Origin of the sequence: Spongiactinospora gelatinilytica, assembly GCF_003236385.1 — a bacterium.
GTDB classification, from domain to species: domain Bacteria; phylum Actinomycetota; class Actinomycetes; order Streptosporangiales; family Streptosporangiaceae; genus Spongiactinospora; species Spongiactinospora gelatinilytica.
Window position 1 is genome coordinate 1 of sequence record NZ_POUA01000029.1, and the last position, 18,316, is coordinate 18,316.

Annotated in this window: 18 protein-coding genes and 1 pseudogene; 10 read left to right on the forward strand and 9 right to left on the reverse strand. The window is 72.8% G+C overall.

Annotated elements, in window-relative coordinates:
• The 3 genes from C1I98_RS06230 to C1I98_RS06240 form a co-directional block, all read right to left on the reverse strand.
• Positions 1-1,874, reverse strand: a 1,874-nt coding sequence (locus tag C1I98_RS06230) for an ABC transporter permease (protein ID WP_146607308.1), incomplete at its 3' end; no start/stop codon positions are given.
• A complete protein-coding gene (locus C1I98_RS06235; protein WP_111166115.1) occupies positions 1,871-2,596 on the reverse strand; it encodes an ABC transporter ATP-binding protein in 726 nt (241 codons plus the stop codon). The genes C1I98_RS06235 and C1I98_RS06230, both read right to left, overlap by 4 nt.
• A complete protein-coding gene (locus C1I98_RS06240; RefSeq protein ID WP_111166116.1) occupies positions 2,593-2,844 on the reverse strand; it encodes a hypothetical protein in 252 nt (83 codons plus the stop codon). Before C1I98_RS06240 ends, C1I98_RS06235 begins: the two co-directional genes overlap by 4 nt.
• A gap of 211 nt (positions 2,845-3,055) precedes the next feature.
• On the opposite strand from C1I98_RS06240, the gene C1I98_RS06245 reads away from it, so the two are divergent.
• The 4 genes from C1I98_RS06245 to menC are packed head-to-tail and all read left to right on the forward strand — an operon-like array spanning position 3,056 to position 7,285.
• Entirely contained in the window at positions 3,056-4,087 is a 1,032-nt protein-coding gene (locus tag C1I98_RS06245) for a dipeptidase (protein ID WP_111166117.1), read from the forward strand.
• Positions 4,088-4,107: 20 nt separating this feature from the next.
• A complete protein-coding gene (locus C1I98_RS06250; protein ID WP_199536752.1) occupies positions 4,108-5,289 on the forward strand; it encodes a M20 family metallopeptidase in 1,182 nt (393 codons plus the stop codon).
• A 5-nt stretch (positions 5,290-5,294) separates the two neighbouring features.
• Complete coding sequence (locus tag C1I98_RS06255) at positions 5,295-6,173, forward strand: GNAT family N-acetyltransferase (protein ID WP_199536753.1); 879 nt, start codon at positions 5,295-5,297, stop codon at positions 6,171-6,173.
• Positions 6,170-7,285, forward strand: a complete 1,116-nt coding sequence (gene menC / locus C1I98_RS06260) for an o-succinylbenzoate synthase (RefSeq protein ID WP_111166119.1) — start codon at positions 6,170-6,172, stop codon at positions 7,283-7,285. The genes C1I98_RS06255 and menC overlap by 4 nt, the downstream gene beginning before the upstream one ends.
• Before the next feature lie 60 nt (positions 7,286-7,345).
• On the opposite strand, the gene C1I98_RS06265 is transcribed toward menC, so the two are convergent.
• On the reverse strand, positions 7,346-8,011 hold the full coding sequence (locus C1I98_RS06265) for an MOSC domain-containing protein (RefSeq protein WP_111166120.1): 666 nt from the start codon (positions 8,009-8,011) through the stop codon (positions 7,346-7,348).
• A gap of 153 nt (positions 8,012-8,164) precedes the next feature.
• On the opposite strand from C1I98_RS06265, the gene C1I98_RS06270 reads away from it, so the two are divergent.
• Genes C1I98_RS06270 through C1I98_RS06280 form a run of 3 tightly spaced genes read left to right on the forward strand, consistent with a single transcriptional unit; the run spans position 8,165 to position 11,939 of the window.
• Positions 8,165-8,899, forward strand: coding sequence for an NUDIX hydrolase (locus tag C1I98_RS06270; protein ID WP_111166121.1), 735 nt, complete (start codon positions 8,165-8,167; stop codon positions 8,897-8,899).
• Positions 8,896-10,053 (forward strand): 5'-methylthioadenosine/S-adenosylhomocysteine nucleosidase, encoded by a 1,158-nt coding sequence (locus tag C1I98_RS06275; protein WP_111166122.1) that lies wholly within the window; start codon positions 8,896-8,898, stop codon positions 10,051-10,053. Before C1I98_RS06270 ends, C1I98_RS06275 begins: the two co-directional genes overlap by 4 nt.
• Positions 10,050-11,939 (forward strand): hypothetical protein, encoded by a 1,890-nt coding sequence (locus C1I98_RS06280; RefSeq protein WP_111166123.1) that lies wholly within the window; start codon positions 10,050-10,052, stop codon positions 11,937-11,939. The genes C1I98_RS06275 and C1I98_RS06280 overlap by 4 nt, the downstream gene beginning before the upstream one ends.
• 89 nt (positions 11,940-12,028) lie before the next feature.
• On the opposite strand, the gene C1I98_RS06285 is transcribed toward C1I98_RS06280, so the two are convergent.
• Both C1I98_RS06285 and C1I98_RS06290 read right to left on the reverse strand, forming a co-directional pair.
• Positions 12,029-12,496 (reverse strand): cupin domain-containing protein, encoded by a 468-nt coding sequence (locus C1I98_RS06285; protein WP_111166124.1) that lies wholly within the window; start codon positions 12,494-12,496, stop codon positions 12,029-12,031.
• 41 nt (positions 12,497-12,537) lie between these two features.
• Positions 12,538-13,122 carry an isochorismatase family protein gene (locus tag C1I98_RS06290; RefSeq protein ID WP_111166125.1) on the reverse strand — a complete coding sequence of 195 codons (585 nt, stop codon included), beginning with the start codon at positions 13,120-13,122 and terminating at the stop codon, positions 12,538-12,540.
• Positions 13,123-13,256: 134 nt separating this feature from the next.
• On the opposite strand from C1I98_RS06290, the gene C1I98_RS43625 reads away from it, so the two are divergent.
• A complete protein-coding gene (locus C1I98_RS43625; protein ID WP_111166126.1) occupies positions 13,257-13,919 on the forward strand; it encodes a TetR/AcrR family transcriptional regulator in 663 nt (220 codons plus the stop codon).
• Positions 13,920-13,969: 50 nt separating this feature from the next.
• Here C1I98_RS43625 and C1I98_RS06300 read toward each other — a convergent pair.
• Positions 13,970-14,929 (reverse strand): annotated as a pseudogene (locus tag C1I98_RS06300) (nucleoside hydrolase); the annotation flags it as partial.
• Positions 14,930-15,146: 217 nt separating this feature from the next.
• On the opposite strand from C1I98_RS06300, the gene C1I98_RS43630 reads away from it, so the two are divergent.
• Positions 15,147-15,536: a PEP-utilizing enzyme gene (locus tag C1I98_RS43630; protein WP_233507242.1), complete on the forward strand. Its 390-nt coding sequence runs from the start codon at positions 15,147-15,149 to the stop codon at positions 15,534-15,536.
• Between the two features lie 16 nt (positions 15,537-15,552).
• Here the strand turns inward: C1I98_RS43630 and C1I98_RS06310 are convergent, their stop codons facing one another.
• Entirely contained in the window at positions 15,553-16,416 is an 864-nt protein-coding gene (locus C1I98_RS06310) for an MFS transporter (protein WP_158557935.1), read from the reverse strand.
• 64 nt (positions 16,417-16,480) lie between these two features.
• The gene (locus tag C1I98_RS41220; RefSeq protein WP_158557936.1) at positions 16,481-16,897 is read right to left on the reverse strand and encodes a hypothetical protein; all 417 of its coding nucleotides are present in this window, start codon (positions 16,895-16,897) and stop codon (positions 16,481-16,483) included.
• A 165-nt stretch (positions 16,898-17,062) separates the two neighbouring features.
• Here C1I98_RS41220 and C1I98_RS06315 point away from each other — a divergent pair, with 165 nt between their 5' ends.
• Positions 17,063-18,238, forward strand: coding sequence for an acyl-CoA dehydrogenase family protein (locus C1I98_RS06315; protein WP_111166128.1), 1,176 nt, complete (start codon positions 17,063-17,065; stop codon positions 18,236-18,238).
• The last annotated feature ends 78 nt before the right edge of the window (positions 18,239-18,316 follow it).

Below are 18,316 nucleotides of genomic sequence, written 5' to 3' on the forward strand. Positions count from 1 at the left end.
CGGCCCACCCGCTCGTCGAGCGCGACGGCAGGACCCCGCAGGTCGCGCAGCCGGCCGGCCGCCAGGCCGAGGTCCACCAGGCCCTCGGCGTCCGGGCCGAGCGCCATGACCGGCCGGGCCATCAGGGTGGGGTCGTCGCCGAGCTGCAACGGCTCGGTGGCCACCGTGGTCATCGTCATCCCGGCGGCCCGGGTGCGCGTGCGCACGTCGGCGAGCAGGTCGCGCGGGATGCCGCCGAGCCCCGGGGCGGTGATGGTGACCAGGCCGGACATCGCCTGCGCGGTCTCGTCCGACCGGGCCCGGTCCAGCGTGCTCTGCGTGAACACCACGCTCAGGCCGAGGGTGACGACCATGCCGAGGGCGGCGATCGCGCCCGCCGTGCGCAGGGCGTGGCCGTGGGTGTTGTGCACCGCGAGCCAGGCCGGGCCGCGCAGCCGGGACACCAGGGGTGAGGCCGCGACGGCCCCGGCCACCCGCTGGACCAGCCGGGGGCCGGCCAGTGCCAGGCCGATCACGGCCAGGATGGCGGCCATGGAGGGGCCGACCGCGGCGACCTCGGTCCGGACCAGCAGCGGCGCGGCCGACAGCACCAGCGAGCCCGCGATGAGCAGGAGTCCGGCGTTCGTGCGGGCCCGGGAGGGCCGCCGCAGGCCGGCGATGCCGGACACGACCGGCAGTTGGGAGATCCGCAGCGAGGCGGCCCAGGACGCGACCCGTACCACGCCGAACAGCGGCAGCGCGGCGGCGAGGGCCGGCAGCGGCCCGTACACCAGCGGCTGGTCGGCGCGCAGCGCGCCGATCGTCACCAGCAGGTCGCCGAAACGGGCGGCCAGGTAGTAGCCGAGCGCCGCGCCGGGGACCAGGGCGAGCCCGGCGGCGATCGTGCCCTGCAAACCCACCACCCGGCGCACCTGGCGCGGGGTCGCCCCGGCGCCGCGCAGCAGGGCCAGGTCCCGGCGCTGCCGGTCGATCGACAGGGACATCCCGCCGCCCACCACGAAGCCGACGATCAGCAGGCTGATGCCGCCGATCGAGCCGGGCAGCACCAGCAGCAGGGTCCGCCCGGCGGCCGCGCCCGGGGACTCGGCGTCGGCCCGGTCGCGGCCCGTGGTGACCTGGTACTTCGCGCCGATCCGGTCCTTGATCCGCGCGGCGAGTTCCTCGGGGTCCACGCCGGTGTCCGCCCGGACGGCGACGAGATCGACGGTGCCGGCGCGGGGGCCGGACGTCCGGCCCGCCAGCGCGGCGGCGGTGGCGTCGGAGAAGTAGATGCCGGGGGCGTCCACCAGGGCCGTCACCCGGTACGTGCCGGGCACGCCGCCCGCCATGATCTGCACCCGCCGGCCGATCTGGCCATCGCGCAGCGCGACCTCCCCATCCGCCCGCGGCGCACGCCCCTCGACGACCCGCCCACCGCTGAACGCCAACGACGCCCACCCATGCCCCGCCCCAGCGGGCTCGGGAGCGGTGGGGGACGCGGCGTCGCGGGAGGTGTTGGCCGCGGCGGTGGAGTCGCCGTCGGCGGAGGCGTCAGGCGCGGCGACGGTGTCGGCGGCGGTGGGAATCTTGGCGGCGGGGAAGGAGAGGTCTCCGGTGGTCGCGGCGACGCCGGGGATGGCTGCGATTTGGTGGGTGAGGGTGGTGGGTACGGTGGCGCGTTCGGGCAGGGCGAGCGGCAGGTCCTCCGCGCGCCGGATGGACTGCGGGGCGGAGACCACCACGTCGGCCCCGGCCAGCCGTACGGCGGGCTGGGACCGGAATCCCGAGTCCATGATCACTCCGGCCCCGGTCACCAGAGCCACGCCGCCGAGCACGGCCACGAAGACCACGGCGAGCCCGCCGATCCTGGCCATGGCCAGCGACAACCTGATCATGACACCGGCTCCCTGCCGAGGTGGGTCAGCCGTACGGCCAGGTCCTCCGGGGCGGGCGCGTTGAGCACGTCGACCACCCTGCCGTCGGCCATGACCAGCGTGTCGTGGGCGCGGGCGGCGGCGTTGGGGTCGTGCGTGACCATGACCACGGTCTGGCCGAGGTCGTCCACCAGTTCGCGCAGCAGGGTGAGCACCTGGGCGGCGCTGCGCAGGTCGAGCGCGCCGGTGGGCTCGTCGGCGAAGACCACGTCGGGCCGGGCGGCCAGCGCACGGACGATCGCCGCCCGCTGCTGCTGCCCGCCGGACAGCTCGGCGGGCCGGTGGTGCAGCCGCTCGCGCAGGCCGACCCGGTCCACCAGTTCGCCGAGCCAGTCCAGGTCGGGGCGCAGGCCCGCGAGGCGCAGCGGCAGGGTGATGTTGTCCTGGACGGAGATCGTGGGCAGCAGATTGTAGGACTGGAAGACGAAGCCGATGTGCTTCCTGCGCAGCTCGGTACGCCGGGTCTCCGACATGCCGCTGACGTCCACGTCGCCGATCAGGACCGAGCCCGACGTGGGCGGGTCGAGCGCGGCGGCGCAGTGCAGCAGCGTGCTCTTGCCCGACCCCGAGGGCCCCATGACCGCCACGAACCTGCCACGCGGGAACGCCAGTGACACCGCGTCGAGCGCGACCACGTCGCCGTAGCGCTTGGTGACCTCGCGCAAGGTGACGACGGCGGTCATGCCCGGCGCCGCTTCACGTAGTGCACGATCAGTCCGATGATCGCGCCGAGGCCGACGACCCCGGCGGCCAGCCCGAGCGGCGTCCCCTCGTCGCCCGCGACGATGTTGGACAGCAGGTTGGCCGCGACGCTGATGGCGAGCACGATCCACAGCAGGGTCACCTTGGCGGAGCCCGGCTTGGGCGATCCGGATGGCGATGGCCGGCGGGAGGGCGGCTGGGAGAGGTCGATGCGATAGGGATCCGTCATGTCAGCAACGCTAGAAATTTCGCGCCGCTCGCAAAAACCCGCTAACCACCCGAAATCGAGTACAGCCTGCTGTACCCCGCGCCTCCACCACCTCCCCGCCGACGAAACCGGGCACGGATTCTTCGTCGGATCCGACGAAGCCACCCCTGCCCGCACTGCCTAGGGTCGGCAGGGCCACCAGCCCGCCCCGCGACCCCGATCGGAGTCCTCAATGCCCATCGACGCGTCCCGCCTCCACCGCGAAGCCGTGGTCGCCGACACGCACAACGACCTGCTGATGGCCGTGACCGTCCGGCCACCCGGCCAGTGGGCGGACTACTTCCGCGCCCGCTGGCTGCCGCAGCTTCGCACGGGCGGCGTGAACGTGCAGGTGCTCCCGGTGTTCTCCGGCTGGGATCACGAAACGGACGGCGCGCTGAAACGGACCCTGCGGATGATCGAGGCGGCGCACCGGCTCGCGGAGGGCAACGCCGACGCCGTCGCGCTGTGCCGGGACGCGGCCGAGATCGAGGCTGCGCTGGCCGAAGGGCGCATCGCCCTGGTGCTGGCCCTGGAGAGCTGTACCGGCATCGGCTCGGACGTCGAGCTGTTCGCGACCCTGTACCGGCTCGGCGTACGCGTCGCGTCCCTCACGCACATGGGACGCACCGCGTTCGCCGACGGCAGCGGCGAGGACGCGACGGGCGGCCGGCTCACCGCCGCGGGCGTGGCGGCCGTCGCGGAGATGCACCGGCTCGGCATGCTGCTCGACGTGTCGCACCTCGGCGCGGGCGGCGTCGAGCACGTGCTCGAACTGGGCCACGGCCCGGTGATCGCCACGCACTCCAGCGCCAGGGCGCTGCGCGACCACCACCGCAACCTGACCGACGCGCAACTGCGCGGCATCGCCGCGACCGGCGGCGTGGTGTGCGTCAACTTCTTCGCCTCGTTCCTGCACGAGACCGAGCACACGGTGGACAAGATCGTCGATCACATCGAGCACATCGCGGGCGTGGCCGGGATCGACCACGTCGGCCTGGGCCCCGACTTCCTCAAGGAGGTGGACGCGGACCTGACCCCGCCGTGGAGCGACGGCATGGAGGTGGAAGGACTCGACGTCCACGCCTGCGTGCCCGGCCTGGAAGGCCCCGCAGGGCTCCCGCTGGTCACCGAGGCCCTGCTGCGCAGGGGTTTCACCGAGGAGGACACCGCCAAGGCGCTCGGCGGCAACGTCCTCGCGCTACTGCGCCGGGTGCTTGGATGAGGACGCGTGAGGGAGGAATGATGGACGATTTCACCGCGGCACTGCCCGCCATGCTGGCCGACCTGGAAACCCTGGTCACCTGTGAGACCCCTTCGGCCGACCTCGCCGCGCTGGCCAAGGGCGCGGAGGTCACCGCCGAGTTCGGCACCCGGCTGCTCGGCACACCGCCCGAGCGGATCACCGTCGGCGGCCGGACCCACCTGCGCTGGGACTTCGGCGACGCCCCCGCCCGGGTGCTGTTGCTCGGCCACTACGACACGGTGTGGCCGATCGGCACCCTGGAGCGCATCCCCTGGTCGGTGACCGGAGGCGTGGTCCGGGGGCCGGGCTGCTTCGACATGAAGGCCGGCCTGGTCATGATCTTCCACGCGCTCGCCGCGCTGCCGGACCGGGCCGGGATCACCGTGCTGGTCAACGCGGACGAGGAGATCGGCTCGCCGACGTCGGGGGCCCTGGTCGAGGAGAACGCGCGTGGCCGTACCGCGGCCCTGGTGCTGGAGCCGAGCGCCGACGGCGGCGCGCTGAAGATCGCCCGCAAGGGCGTCGCCCGGCACACGGTCGAGGTGCACGGGCGGGCGGCGCACGCCGGGCTGGAGCCGGAACGCGGCATCAACGCCCTGGTCGAGGCGGCCCACCAGGTGCAGGTCATCGCGGCACTGGCCGATCCCGGGGTGGGCACCACCGTCACCCCCACGATGATGTCGGCGGGCAGCGCGGGCAACACCGTGCCCGCGCTGGCCAGCGTCGAGATCGACGTGCGGGCGGCCACCGCGGCCGAACAGCTCCGGGTGGAGACGGCCCTGGCCGGGCTGCGCCCGCGCACACCGGGGGTGTCGCTGCGGTCCTCGACGAGCGTGAGCATCCCGCCGCTGGAGCGCGCGGCGTCGGCCGGGCTGTTCGACCTGGCCCGGCGGGTCGCCGGGGGGCGGGGCACCGAACTGCGCGGCGTCGCCGTCGGCGGCGGCTCGGACGGCAACCGGACGGCCGCGGCCGGTACGCCGACGCTCGACGGGCTCGGCGCGGTCGGCGGCGGCGCGCACGCCGATGACGAGCACGTGGTGGTGGCCGAGCTGCCGGGCCGTACCGGCCTGCTGGTCGCGCTGCTTTCCGAACTGCTCGGCGGAACGTCCGGCACGACGAAATCGGCCCCCGGTTTTGTGCCGGCCGGACCAGGTGAGGACGACGGGAGGCCAGCACGATGAGTCCCATGACACGTTTATCCGCACCCTTGTCCACCGTGGCCGAAGCGGCGGCCGAAGCGGCGCACGCGGCGGCCGGCCGGAGCGGGGTCCGTGTCGCCGAGCTGCGCGAGACCGCCGACCTGCAACGGCTGTGCGCGCTCTTCGGGACCATCTGGCGGGCCGAGCCCGGCGGCGAGCCTCCGATGATCACGAGCTTCCTGCGGGCGCTGTGCCACACCGGCAACTACGTGACGGGCGCGTTCGACGGCGATGAGATGGTCGGCGCGTGCGTCGGCGTCTACGCCGAGCCCGCAGGGGAGGTACTGCACTCCCACATGGCCGGGGTCGCGGCCTCGGCCCGGGCCAGGAACATCGGCTACACGCTCAAGCTGCACCAGCGGGCCTGGGCGCTGGCCCGCGGCATCAAGCGGGTGACCTGGACCTACGACCCGCTGATCCGGCGCAACGCGCATTTCAACATCACCAAGCTGGGCGCGCTGCCGACCGCGTACTTCACCGACTTCTACGGCCCCATGGAGGACGCCGTCAACGGCGGCACGCCCACCGACCGGGTGCTGGTCGAGTGGCGGCTGGACTCCGGACGGGCCGTGACGGCCGCGTCCGGCGTCCGGGTGCCCGCGCCCGTGGCGGACGCGCCGAAGGTGCTGAGCGTGGGCCCGGACGGCCTGCCGCTGCACGACCCGGCGGCCGTGCGGTCCGGCTCGTCCGTCGTGCTCGCCGAGGTGCCCGCCGACATCGAGCGGATGCGGCGCACCGATCGCGCGAACGCCGACGCCTGGCGGGCCACCCTGCGCGAAGTCCTCGGCGGCCTGTTCGGGGCGGGCGCCGCGGTCACCGGTTTCAGCCCCGCCAACTGCTATGTCATCGACCTGGAGGCATCGTGAAGATCACCGGAGTTGAGCTGCGGCGCGTGCAGATGCCGCTGGTCGCCCCGTTCCGCACGTCGTTCAAGGAAGAGCTCCACCGCGACATCCTGCTCGTCCGGGTGGTCACCCCCGAGGCCGAGGGCTGGGGCGAGTGCGTCACCATGGAGAGCCCGCTGTACTCCGAGGAGTACACCGACGGGGCCGCCGAGGTGATGCGCCGCTTCCTCATCCCGGCGCTGACCGCCCGTCCCGGCCTGGACGCCAACCGGGTCGCGCCCACGCTGGCGAAGTTCAAGGGCCACCCGATGGCCAAGGCCGCACTGGAGATGGCGGTGCTGGACGCCGAGCTGCGGGCGGCCGGGGTGTCCTTCGGCCGCTACCTCGGGGCGGTCCGAGACGAGGTCAGGTGCGGGGTCTCGGTCGGCATCATGAACTCGGTCGGCGAGCTTCTCGACGCGGTCGCCGGATACCTCGACGAGGGCTACCTCCGGATCAAGCTGAAGATCCAGCCCGGCTGGGACATCGCCCCGGTGCGCGCGGTCAGGGAGCGGTTCGGCGACGACGTACCGCTCCAGGTGGACGCGAACGCCGCCTACGCCCTCACCGACGCGCGGACGCTCGCCCGGCTGGACGAGTTCGACCTCGAACTGATCGAGCAGCCGCTCGCGGCGGGCGACCTGTACCAGCACGCCGCGCTGGCCAAGCAGGTGCGCACGCCCATCTGCCTGGACGAGTCGATCAAGTCGGCCGAGGACGCGGCGCTGGCCCTGGCCATCGGCGCGTGCTCGATCGTCAACATCAAGCCGGGCCGGGTCGGCGGATACCTTGAGGCCCGCCGCGTCCACGACCTGTGCCAGGCCAACGGGATCGCCGTGTGGTGCGGCGGCATGCTGGAGACCGGCCTCGGCCGGGCCGCCAACGTGGCGCTCGCCGCGCTGCCGGGGTTCACCCTGCCCGGTGACACCTCCGCCTCCCGCCGCTACTACGCGGCCGACATCACCGAGCCGTTCGTGCTGCGTGACGGCATGCTGGCGGTGCCCAAGGAGCCGGGTCTCGGGGTGTCCCCGCTGGCCGACCGGCTGGCGGAGGTCACCTCCGACACCGAGTGGGTGCGCGCCGACGCGGCCTGACCCTTCTCCGCGGCGGCCCGGCCCCGTGTTCACGCGGGGCCGGGCCTTCGCCGTGCGGAGTCAGGGGCCGTCGTGGTACTTGGCCATGTAGTTGCGCACGTAGGACAGCTGCTCGCTTTCCATCCAGGGCGCGGCGACCAGCATCTTCGGCAGCTCAGCGCGCTCGGTCATGACGGCGCGGAACAGCCTGGCGACGGTGACATCGTGCTCCGGGCGGTGGACCACCTCGATCGCGTCGCCGGTGCGCAGCTCACCGGGTTCGATCACCCGCAACATGGCGCCTGAGGAACCGCTCTGGGTGAACCGCCGCACCCAGCCCTTCTCGGCGAGCCAGCCCGCGAAGGTCCGGCAGGGGATGCGCCCGCCGGTCACCTCCAGCACCACCTCGGGCCCGACCCGCCAGCGCTCGCCGACCAGCACGTCGCTCAGGTCGACGCCGATCGTGGTGAGATTCTCGCCGAACGTCCCGTTCGGCAGCGGGCGGCGCAGCTCGTGCTCCCAGCGGTCCAGGTCCTCGCGGGCGAACGCGTAGACGGCGCGGTCGTCGCCGCCGTGCATGCGGATGTCGCACACGTCGTCGCCCGCCATGCCGCTCCCCTGCGCGCCGGGCGCGGCCACCCGTACCGGACCTTCCACCGGGCGCTTGTCGATCCCGGTCGCGCCGGAGGGCGCGTCGGTGTAGGGGACGGGTTTCGCGCGCCCCACGTTCAGGCTGAGAATCTTCATACTCGCAGGTTAGGTCAATTCCGGGCGTTTCGATTCCACGGCTTATACACCACACGGCGGCGCTTCGGCAGGCTCCGCACATTCTCGGTTGGCATTCCAGATATTCCCTTAAGGCTAGTTTCTGTCAGAGTGACAAGAAGCTAGTCTGACGTCATGAACGACGACTCCTGGCAAACGCCCATCGTCATGCTCGCCGTCGACCTGGTGATCTTGACGTTGCGGCGGTCGCGGCTGCACATCCTGCTGGTCGAGCGGGGCGTCAGGCCGCACCGGGGCGCCCTGGCGCTGCCCGGCGGGTTCCTGCGGCACATCGACGAGGAGATCCCCGACGCCGCCCGCCGGGAGCTGGCGGAGGAGACCGACCTGGACATCGAGACCGTCCACCTGGAGGAGTTCCGGGTGTACGGGTCTCCGGGCCGCGATCCCCGGGGCCGTGTGGTGTCGGTGGCCTTCCTGGCGATCGCGCCCCGGCTGCCGGAGCCGACCGCCGGGACCGACGCCGCCGCCGCCCGGTGGCAGCCGGTGGACGGCGTGCTCGCCGGGGACGTACGGCTCGCGTTCGACCACCGGCGGATCGCCGCGGACGGCGTCGAACGGGCCCGCGCCAAGATCGAATACTCCGCGCTCGCCACCGCGTTCTGCGGGCCCACTTTCACGATCACCGAGTTGCAGGAGGTGTACGAAGCAGTGTGGGGAATCCAGCTAGATCCCCGTAACTTCTACCGCAAGGTGCAGAAGACCGACGGTTTCATCATCCCGGCGGGCACCGAGCGAAAGGCCGCCACCGGCCGGCCGGCCCGGCTGTTCCGGGCCGGTCCGCACAAGACCCTCTACCCGCCGATGGTCCGTCCCGTCGTGTCGGCGGCCTTAACCGGAGAAGGCACATGAGCCCGTCGCCGATCGTGATCCTCACCGCACTGGATCTCGAATACCAGGCGGTTCGCGGCCGGATGTCCGGCCCGCGCGTACACCGGCACCCGCAGGGCACCCGCTTCGAGGTCGGCCGGCTGGCCGACGCGGGGTGCGAGGTCGCCCTGGGCCACGTCGGCAAGGGCAACCAGTCCGCGGCGGTGCTGGCCGAACGCGCCATCCAGGAGTTCGCCCCGGCGGCGCTGCTGTTCGTCGGGGTGGCGGGCGCGCTGCATTCGGACATCGCCCTCGGAGACGTGGTGGTCGCCACCCACATCTACGCCTTCCACGGCGGGACCAGCGAGGATGACGGGTTCAGGAGCCGTCCCCGGGTCTGGGAGACCTCGCACGCCGCCGAGCAGATCGCCAGGCACATCGCAAGGACCCATTCGTGGGTCCGGTACCTGCCGGAGTACACCCCGGAGCCGGAGATCCACTTCGGGCCGATCGCCGCCGGCGAGGTGGTGCTCAACTCCGCGACCTCCGCGTACGCCCACTGGATCCGGGACAACTACAACGACGCGCGAGCGATCGAGATGGAGGGCGCGGGCATCGCCCAGGCCGCGCACCTGAACGGATCGCTGCCGGTGGTCGTCGTGCGCGGCGTCAGCGACCGCGCCGACGGCAGCAAGGAGGTCACCGACCGCGCGCAATGGCAGCGCCGCGCCGTGGTCAACGCGGCGGCCTTCGCCGCCGCCCTGGCCGGGGAGCTGGCGGCCGAGCACGCCGCGGGCACCCTGCCGTCCCAGACCCCGACCCCGAGGATTCCGGAGATGCGCGGGACGACCGAGAACATCGCGATGGGCAACGCCCAGGTGGGCGTGCAGGCGGGCGTCGTACACGGCGGCATCCGGATCACCTCCGAGCCGCCCCCGCCGGCCGACCTGCCCCAGGCGCTCGACGCGTTGCGCGCCCGGCTCCGCCGCGCGCTGGCCGAGGGCCAGGTGGACCAGGTGACCTACGACGCCGTGGAGGGCGAGCTGACCGTTGCGGACGAGGCGCTGCGCGGCGGTGCCCAGCCGAGCACGGTGACGGTGGCGCTGCGGAAGGTCCGGGGGCTCATCGGCGACGTCTCCAGCCTGGCCACGGCGCTCGCGGCGGCGATCACCCTGGCCCAGGGACCGCCGTCATGACCGGGCCGGAGCAGCGGGTGACGAACAGCGCGGACGGCTCGGCGCGCGTCGGGGTGCAGGCCGGGGTGGTCCATGGCGACGTCAACAACTACACGGTGTCGCCGGACGCCGCGCCCGAGGAGAAGTTCCGCACCGGCCTGCGGTACCTGGAGGGCGGCATGGCCAGGCGGGCCAGGGAGCTGATCTACGCGGCGTTCGCCGCCGGGCACCGCACCGACGAGGTCTGGTTCCACTGGCTGCTCGCCCTGGTCAGCGGCCGGACGCGGCACGAGCTTTCGGACGAGGAGACCGCCTCGCTGCGCGCCGAGCCCGGGGGGCTGCGCCGGGCCGGCGACGGCGCCTGGATGGACGGCGTACGGACCGTGCGCAGGCTGCTGAACTGCGCGGAAGACCCCAGGGCCGACCTGCGGGCGGTGTTCAAGGAGCTGGACGCGCTGGGCGAGACCCAGAAGGCGCTGATCGTGCGGCACCTGGGCACGTTCCTGGAGGGCCCGCTGCACGACCAGATGTGGGATCGCGGGCTGGCCCGCGCCAGGCGTGAGTGGCGGGCCCGCAACCGGTCCGGCCGGTGCTGGAAGTTCTTCGAGCCGGAGCCGCTGGCGCCCCGGCCGTACGAGCCGCCGCCGCCCCGGACCCCGAGCGTCGTGCTCGCCCGGGTGACGGCGCCGGCGGCGGTCACCGGCGCGCTGGCCCTCTCGCTGGGGTCCACACTGCTGACGTCCGGCCGGCTGCTCGGCTTCCTCGGCTACCTGGTGGGCCTCGTCGGGTGCTACCGCACCCTGCGGGAGGTCATGGCCCGGCGGCTGCGGGCGGCGCTGCGCGACCCGGTGCGGCCCGCTCCACGGCGGACGCCGGCCGGCGGGTTCGCCAGGAAGGTCGACAAGCGGTTCCTGCACTACTTCGCGAAGTACACGCCGCCCGGCATGGAGCGCGGGGTCTGGATGGAGATGACCGCGGGCGTGCGGCAGAAGATCCGTGACGAGATCGTGCACACCTACCGGGAGAGCAGGGTCGGCGTCGGCCGGATCGACTGGCTGATCCGGTACCGGGTGTCGGAGGTGCGCGAGCGGTGGCGTAACGGCCCGCCGGAGCCGCCCGCGCCGTCTTCCGCGGCGATGCTGGGGGCGGTGGCCCTGCTCACGGTCGGCGCGGTCGCCATACTGACCGACGCGGCCGGCGACGCCATCGCGGCGCTGCTGACCACCGCGGTGGCCGCGGCGTTCACCGTGCGCGTGGGGCTGGACATCGCGATGGAGCACCGTCGGCACGCCATCGAGCGGCGGGAGAGCCGAAGGATGCTGGCCGCCGACCAGGCCGCCTTCCTGCGGTGGCGGCAGAAGCTGGCCGACCGGCCCCAGGACCGGGAGATGGCCGCCTGGCTGGACTGCGACCGGAAGATCCTGCTCAACGACGCGCTGCGGCACTACAAGCTGGCCATGAGCGAGATCATCGCCTACGGCTTCATCGACTTCCCCGCCCCGGCGACCTCGCGCGCCCGGGTGCGGGGCGGTCCCTGGCGCTACCGCGACTACGAGATCATGCTCTTCCTGCTCACCAGGGACGGGGTCCGCCAGGTCACCACCGAGCTGGACTTCGAGGTCGGCGAGTTCTCCGGCGGGCAGCGGGCCAACTACCGGTTCGAGTCGATCGCGGCGGTACGCGTCCGGCAGACGGCGGGCCAGCCGTGGACCTTCGAGTTGTCGCTCGTCAACGGGCAGCACATCACCATCCCGGTGGACGGGCTCGGGGTGGAGGAGTTGCAGCAGGGCGAGGTCCCGGGGACGGTCGCGGAGGCCACCCTCGACGCGGCCGGGGTCCACCACACCCTGCACATGCTGGAGGGGATCGCGGCGAGCGGCAAGCGCTGGGGGGACCGCGCCCGCTGAACGGCCCAGTCGAACGGCCCAGTCGAACGGCAGGGCCGTGACGTCCCGCCGACCCGGGGGCCGGCGGGGCGACGGCCTCGCCGAGATCATCAGCGGGGCGGGCCGACGACGATCTGACCGTAGGCGTCGGCGGCGGCGGCCAGCGCCTCCTTGGAGATCTCGAACCCCTCCGGCCTGGGGGTGGACATGTCCCGCCCGGCCTGGCGGAACATGCCCTCGATGCCGCCCGGGGTGGCGATCATCAGCAGGTCGGCCCGGTCGGAGGTGATCCGGTAGCCGTGCGGGATGTTCCTGGGCAGGTACACGATGCCGCCCTCGGACAGCTCCATCTCCTCGTCGCCGACCCACAGCAGGGCGGTGCCCTTGATCAGCAGGAAGACCTCGTCCTCGCGGGTGTGCATGTGGAACGGCGGAGCCTCGTCCTTGGGGACGTCGAACCGGCCGACGGTGAGCCGCCCGTCGGTCGCGGCCGCGTCCAGCAGGACGGAGAAGACGCCGCCCTCCAGCCATTCGAGCTTCTGCTGCCGCTCCGGCTGGGCCAGGTAGGGAATGCTCATGGTGTGCTCCTGTGGGGGATGGTGCGAAGAGTGCCCGGCCGTCAGGCGGGGATGAGCGATCCGACGATGGGGATGAGCGCCTGGCCGGCGGGCGAGGTCCAGGTGCCCGCCAGCTCGGTGAGGATCATGTTGGTGGAGGCGATACCCGCTCCGGCCAGTTCCATCCGGCGCAGCGCGATGTCGTCGGCGGACTTGGTCATCGAGCCTCCGGCGTCGGCCACGACCTGCACCCGGTAGCCGGAGTCGAGCGCGGTCAGTGTCGGGTAGACGGTGCAGACGTCGTTGGTCACCCCGGCGATGATCAGGTTGGTGCGGCCCGTGGCCTTCACCGCGGCGGCGAAGGCCGGGTCGTCCATGGCGTTCACGACGCCCGACCGGCGGATGCGCCCGGCGTACTCCTCGGGGGCGATCTCGGCGAACCGCGGCAGCAGCGGCCCCTGCGCGTGGTCCTCCATGGAGGTGGTGAGCACCAACGGGATGTCGAGCGCCTTGGCGGCCTTGGCCAGCGCGAACGCGTTGGCGGTGACCTCCTTCAGGTCGGCCGAGCCCACCCAGCTCAGCACGCCTTCCTGGTGGTCGATGAGCAGGATCGCCGAGTCGGCGGGGGTGAAGAAGGAGAGCGCCATGGCGATGGCCCCTTTTCTGGCGGTCGGTGCCGCCCTGTTTTCCGGACTATTTGCTCCGGATAACGTGGCCGACCACCGGCTCCATTCCCGGGACGCGGATATCGTTGAGAAAACTTCGCGGTGAGGGAGGACCCATGGCGCGCGAACCGGCGGAGGGCGGCGGGCGCCGCCGCCGTACCCGGTGGGACGCCGAGGCCAACCGGGAGCGGCTGCTGGCCGCCGCCGTCACGGTGATGCTCCGCGAAGGCCGCCACGCCCCGCTGCGGACCATCGCCGAGGAGGCGGGCGTCGGCATCGCCACCTTCTACCGCAAGTACGCCGACCGCGACGCGCTCATGCAGGCCCTGGAACACCGCGCCTACGACCTGCTGGTCGGCATCCTGGAGGAGATCGCCGCGCGGCGGTGCTCCGGCCGCGAGGCGATCGGCGAGTACCTGGCCCGCTGCCTGGCGGTGGCCGACCAGTTGGTCCTGCCGCTGCACGGCGCGCCGCCGCTGGTGACCGACGAGGCGGTACACGCGCGCCGGACGATCTACGGCCACCTGGACGCCTTCCTCGACCGCGGCCGGGCCGACGGCAGCGTCCGGGCCACGGCGAACGCCACCGACCTGATCGTCTTCACCTCGCTCCTCACCCAGCCCCTGGCGCACGGACCGGACTGGCCGCGCGCGGCCGAGCGGCAGCTCGCCCTGTTCCTGAACGCGCTGACCGTCGAGGGCCCCACCGGCCTGCCCGGCCCGGCGATCGAGCGCACCGACATCGAGACCGCCTTCGCCCGGCACGCCGCCGGCGACTGATCCGGGGGGAGTCGGTCCAGGACGTTCTCGTGCAGGGCGCGCAGCACGGCGTTGGTGCGGTCGCGGGCGCCGAGCTCGAGCAGGACGGTGGAGACGTGGTTCTTGACCGTGCCCTCGGCCAGGAACAGCGCCTGCGCGATCTCCCGGTTGCTGTAGCCCTCGGCGACCGGCAGCAGCACTTCGAGTTCCCGTTCGGTGAGCCGCTGGACCGGCGGAAGGTCCTCCCCGGCCGGGCCCTCGCGGCGGTGGACGGCGCGCAGCAGCCGGTCGGTGATCGAGGGGGAGATCAGCGTCCCCCCGGCGGCGATGACGCGGATCGCCCGGGTCAGCCGTTCCAGCGTCACGTCCTTGAGCAGGTAGCCGCAGGCCCCCGCGCGGATCGCGTCCAGGACGAGGGTGTCGTTGTCGAACGTGGTGAGCACGAGCACCGGCGGCGCGCTCGCGCAGCGCGCGCCGAACGCCAGGGCGAACTCGCCGGTGATCGGCACCAGTTCGGTGACGTCCAGGGGGAACATGGTGTCGGGCACGCCGCTGTCGAGGACGCGCTGGGCAGCGCCGGGGTCCCAGTGGATGTTCCACTCGGCCGAGCCGTCGTGCCCCGGCTGATGGACATTGCCCGGTACGTCGAGGGCACCGCCCATGAACACGACCTCGGCGATCTTGGACTCGATCTCCGGATGCCGGTTCAGGCACCAGGCCAGATTGGTCATCGGCCCGGTCGCCAGCACCGTGACCGGCGCTTCCGCCGCCAGCAGCCAGCCGGCGAGCCGACGGTGCGCGGGCGGCCCGGCCGGCCCGCCCGCGAGCGGCCCCGGCCGGTTGAGCACCGGCAGCGCGTCCATCCGAAGCGCGTCGATCCGCCGCTCCAGCGGAAAGGGGTTACGGCCCGGGAGTGCCCCTGTCGCCACGGGCACGCCGGTCGACCCGGTCATCCCGAGCACCTTGCGAGTGACCGAAACGGCGGGGACGGGCAGGCAGTCGGCGGGCGTGACCGCCACACCGCGCAACGCGACATTGTCGTTCGGGCGAAGCGCTCAAGCCGCAGGAGCTGGCCCAGCGACACCAGGTCAGCCTGGCCCGTCGTCCGCGAGGCGCTGGTGCGGCTGGTCGGCGAGGGCATCGCGGTACGCCTGCCCAACCGCGGCGGCGCTGCCGGGTGGCGACGGCTTCCGTGCCACGGTCGCCGAGCGCCGAGCGGTCTACGAGCGGGAGTCGAAGCGACGCCAGGTGCCCGCCGTCGTCCTGTCCGATGGCACCGCCCCCGAGTACCGGCCGGTCGAGACCGGCGACGACGCCCTCGTGCGCGGCCTCGCCGGGGCGTCCGGGCTCGCGTCCGGACCGGCCAGGGTCGTCTTCGATCCGGACACGGCCCGGATCGCGCCGGGCGAGGTGCTGGTGTGCCCGTCCACGGACCCGGGCTGGACCCCGCTGTTCCTGAACGCCGCCGCCATCGTCACCGAGACGGGCGGGATGATCTCCCACGGCACGACGGTCGCCCGCGAGTACGGCATCCCGGCCGTCGTGGGCGCGGCGGGCGCCACCACGCGCATCCAGGACGGCCAGGTCATCACGGTCGACGGCTCGCGCGGCACGGTCACGCTCGGCGAGCGCGGCTGATGGAACGCGAGGGGCCTCAGTCCCGCGGCCTGCCCGGCGGGCCGAACATGAGGCAGCACAGCGCGGCGATCACCAGGGCCACGGCGCACGCCACGAACGCGGTCTGCATCGCGGTGACGAAACCGGTGGCGAACGTGTCGGCGGTGACGCGTCCGTACAGGCCGGCCGTGGCGGCGTCCAGGCCGCCCGGGGGTGTGGGCGGGCGGTAGTGCCGCGCGGCGGCGGCGCTGTCGTCGACGAACCGCGCGCGCAGGTGCGCGGGCAGCGCCCCGGCGCGCTTCTCGGCCTCCTCGCGCAGGGCCGAGGCGAGCCGGGCCGCCAGCAGCGCGCCCAGTACGGCGGTGCCGAGGACGCCGCCGACCTGCCGGATCGTACTGGAGACGCCGGACGCCTCCCCGGCCAGCCGGGGATCAAGGCCGTCCATGGTGGCCTGCTGGAGCGGCGCGAACGTCGCGCCGCCGGCGATCCCGATGATGAGCAGGCCGGGCAGCAGGCTCCACGCGTCGGTGTCCGGCCCGGCCATGACGGCCGGCACCAGCAGGCCGGTGGCCAGCAGCGCGAGGCCGGTCATCAGGATGTACTTGCCGCCGAACCGGTCGGAAAGCCGCCCGGCGTACGCCGAGCCGACCGCGGTGAGCACGGCGACCCCGAACGCCCGGCCCCTCTGGCGGGCCGGGAAGATCGTCAGGATCGGCGAGATGACCTGCGGGAACAGCAGCGCGCCGCCCAGTCTCTGGAGCAGTCTGGCGGCCAGGAGCCAGGACGGCGACCCGGCCAGCCCGCACAGCGCCGAGGCGGCGGTGAAGGTGATGATGCCGATCACGTAGAGGCGGCGGTATCCGAAGATGTCCCCCAGCCGCCCGGTGGTGATCAGCGGCACCGATGGCAGCCTAACACGGCGATTCGCCGTGATCGCCCCGGCGCGCGGGCGCCGGGGCGACGGTTCAGCAGGAGATCGTGGCGGTGGTGTCCACCTTGAGGTGTTCGACGCCCTTGTCGCCGACCAGGGTGGCGAAGACAGAGCCCTGGTAGTTCCCGCTGACGCACGGCACGGTGCTGTCGGCGGTGAGGGTCTTCGCCTTGCCTCGCTTCTCGCCGACCGCCTCGTTGTACGGCGCGTCATGGTGCGGCGTCAGCCAGACCAGCAGCCAGCCCACGTTGGCCGACGAGGTGGGCGCGCACTTCGCGCCGCCGGTGAAGCGGACCTTGCCGTCGACGACACTTGCCTGGTCGAAGAACAGCTCGCACTCCGGGTAGGTCTCCCCCGCCGGGGCGGCGTTCGCCACTCCCGCCGGCAATATGGTCAGTAGGCCGGTGGCGATCGACGCGGCCAGCATGGTGGATTTACGGATGCTTCGCATGAGCTCTCCAATCCGGGCCGGATGCCCGTACGCATGACGGTCTTGTTGTCGAAGGAAAAAGTCAACATTTCAATCATTTTGTCCATGATCGCGGTCGCGTAATGCGGGGTATGTCTTCCAGCGAATCCACCTCGCAGCGGTGTTCACGGACAGGAGCATCCGGACATGAGCGAAGCCCCGCGACTTCACACGGCCGGCACCGCCGCGCTGGACCGGGCGCGCGAGCTGCGCCCGCTGATCGCGAGCGAGGCGGCGGCGGGCGAGGCGCTGTGCAGGCTCACCACCCCGGTCGTGGAGGCACTGCGAGACGCCGGACTCTTCGGCATATGGGTGCCCGTACCGCTCGGCGGCGCCGAGCTGTCCCCCCGTGAGCTGATCGCCGTCTTCGAGGAGCTCTCCTACGCCGACCCCTCGACCGGCTGGGTGGTCATGGCCTCCGCGCTGGAAAGCGGCACGGCCGGCGCCTACCTCGGCGACGAGGCCGTCGAGCGGATGTTCAAGGGCCCACGGACGCCGATCTTCGCGGGCCAGGGCACCCGGCCGGGCACCGCCGTACGCGAGGACGGCGGCTTCCGGCTCAGCGGCCGGTGGAGCTTCGCCTCGGGCATGCCGCACGCCCAGTACGTCCACAGCCTCGGCGCCATCGAGGGCACCGGCGAGACCCGCATTTTCATCACCCCGATCGACGACGTCACGATGCTCGGCAACTGGGACGTCCTCGGCCTGCGCGCGACCGGCAGCATCGACTACGCCATCGACGGCGCTTTCGTACCGGAGTCGCAGACGCACGTCTTCGACCGGAACGAGCCGCTGCGCGGCGGCGCGATCTACCGGCTGGGCATCCTCGACCTGGCGCTGATCGGCCACTCCGCCTGGGCGCTCGGCATCGGCCGCCGGCTGCTCGACGAGCTGATCCGGCACGCCGGGGCACGAGCCGGACGGCCCGGCCAGATCGCCGGCAGCGACGCCTTCCACGCCGACTTCGCCCGCGCCGAGGCGGCCTACCGCGCCGCGCGGGCCCTGGTCCACGAGACCTGGGACGACACCGAACGCACCCTGGACTCGGGCCGCAGGCTCGACGTCCGCCAGGAGACGATGGTCCGGCTCGCCCTCAACCACGCCACCTGGACCGTCGCCGAGGTCGCCCGGTTCGTCTACACCTCCGGCGGCACCTCCGCCTTACGCGACGGGCTGATCCAGCGCCTGTTCAGGGACGCCCACGCCGGCACCGCCCACATCACCTCGGGCCCGCGGTTCCTCCAGGAGTGCGGCCGTGAACTCGCCGGCCTGGCCCCGGGCGAATCCTGGCAGATATTCGAGCTGCAACCGTCGGGGACTTAATTGCTTGTTCTGTACTGCAAAAAACCGGGGGGCGAGATCTGTCTTTTCGGTAAGTAGGCGTATTCGTTCATCTTCGGG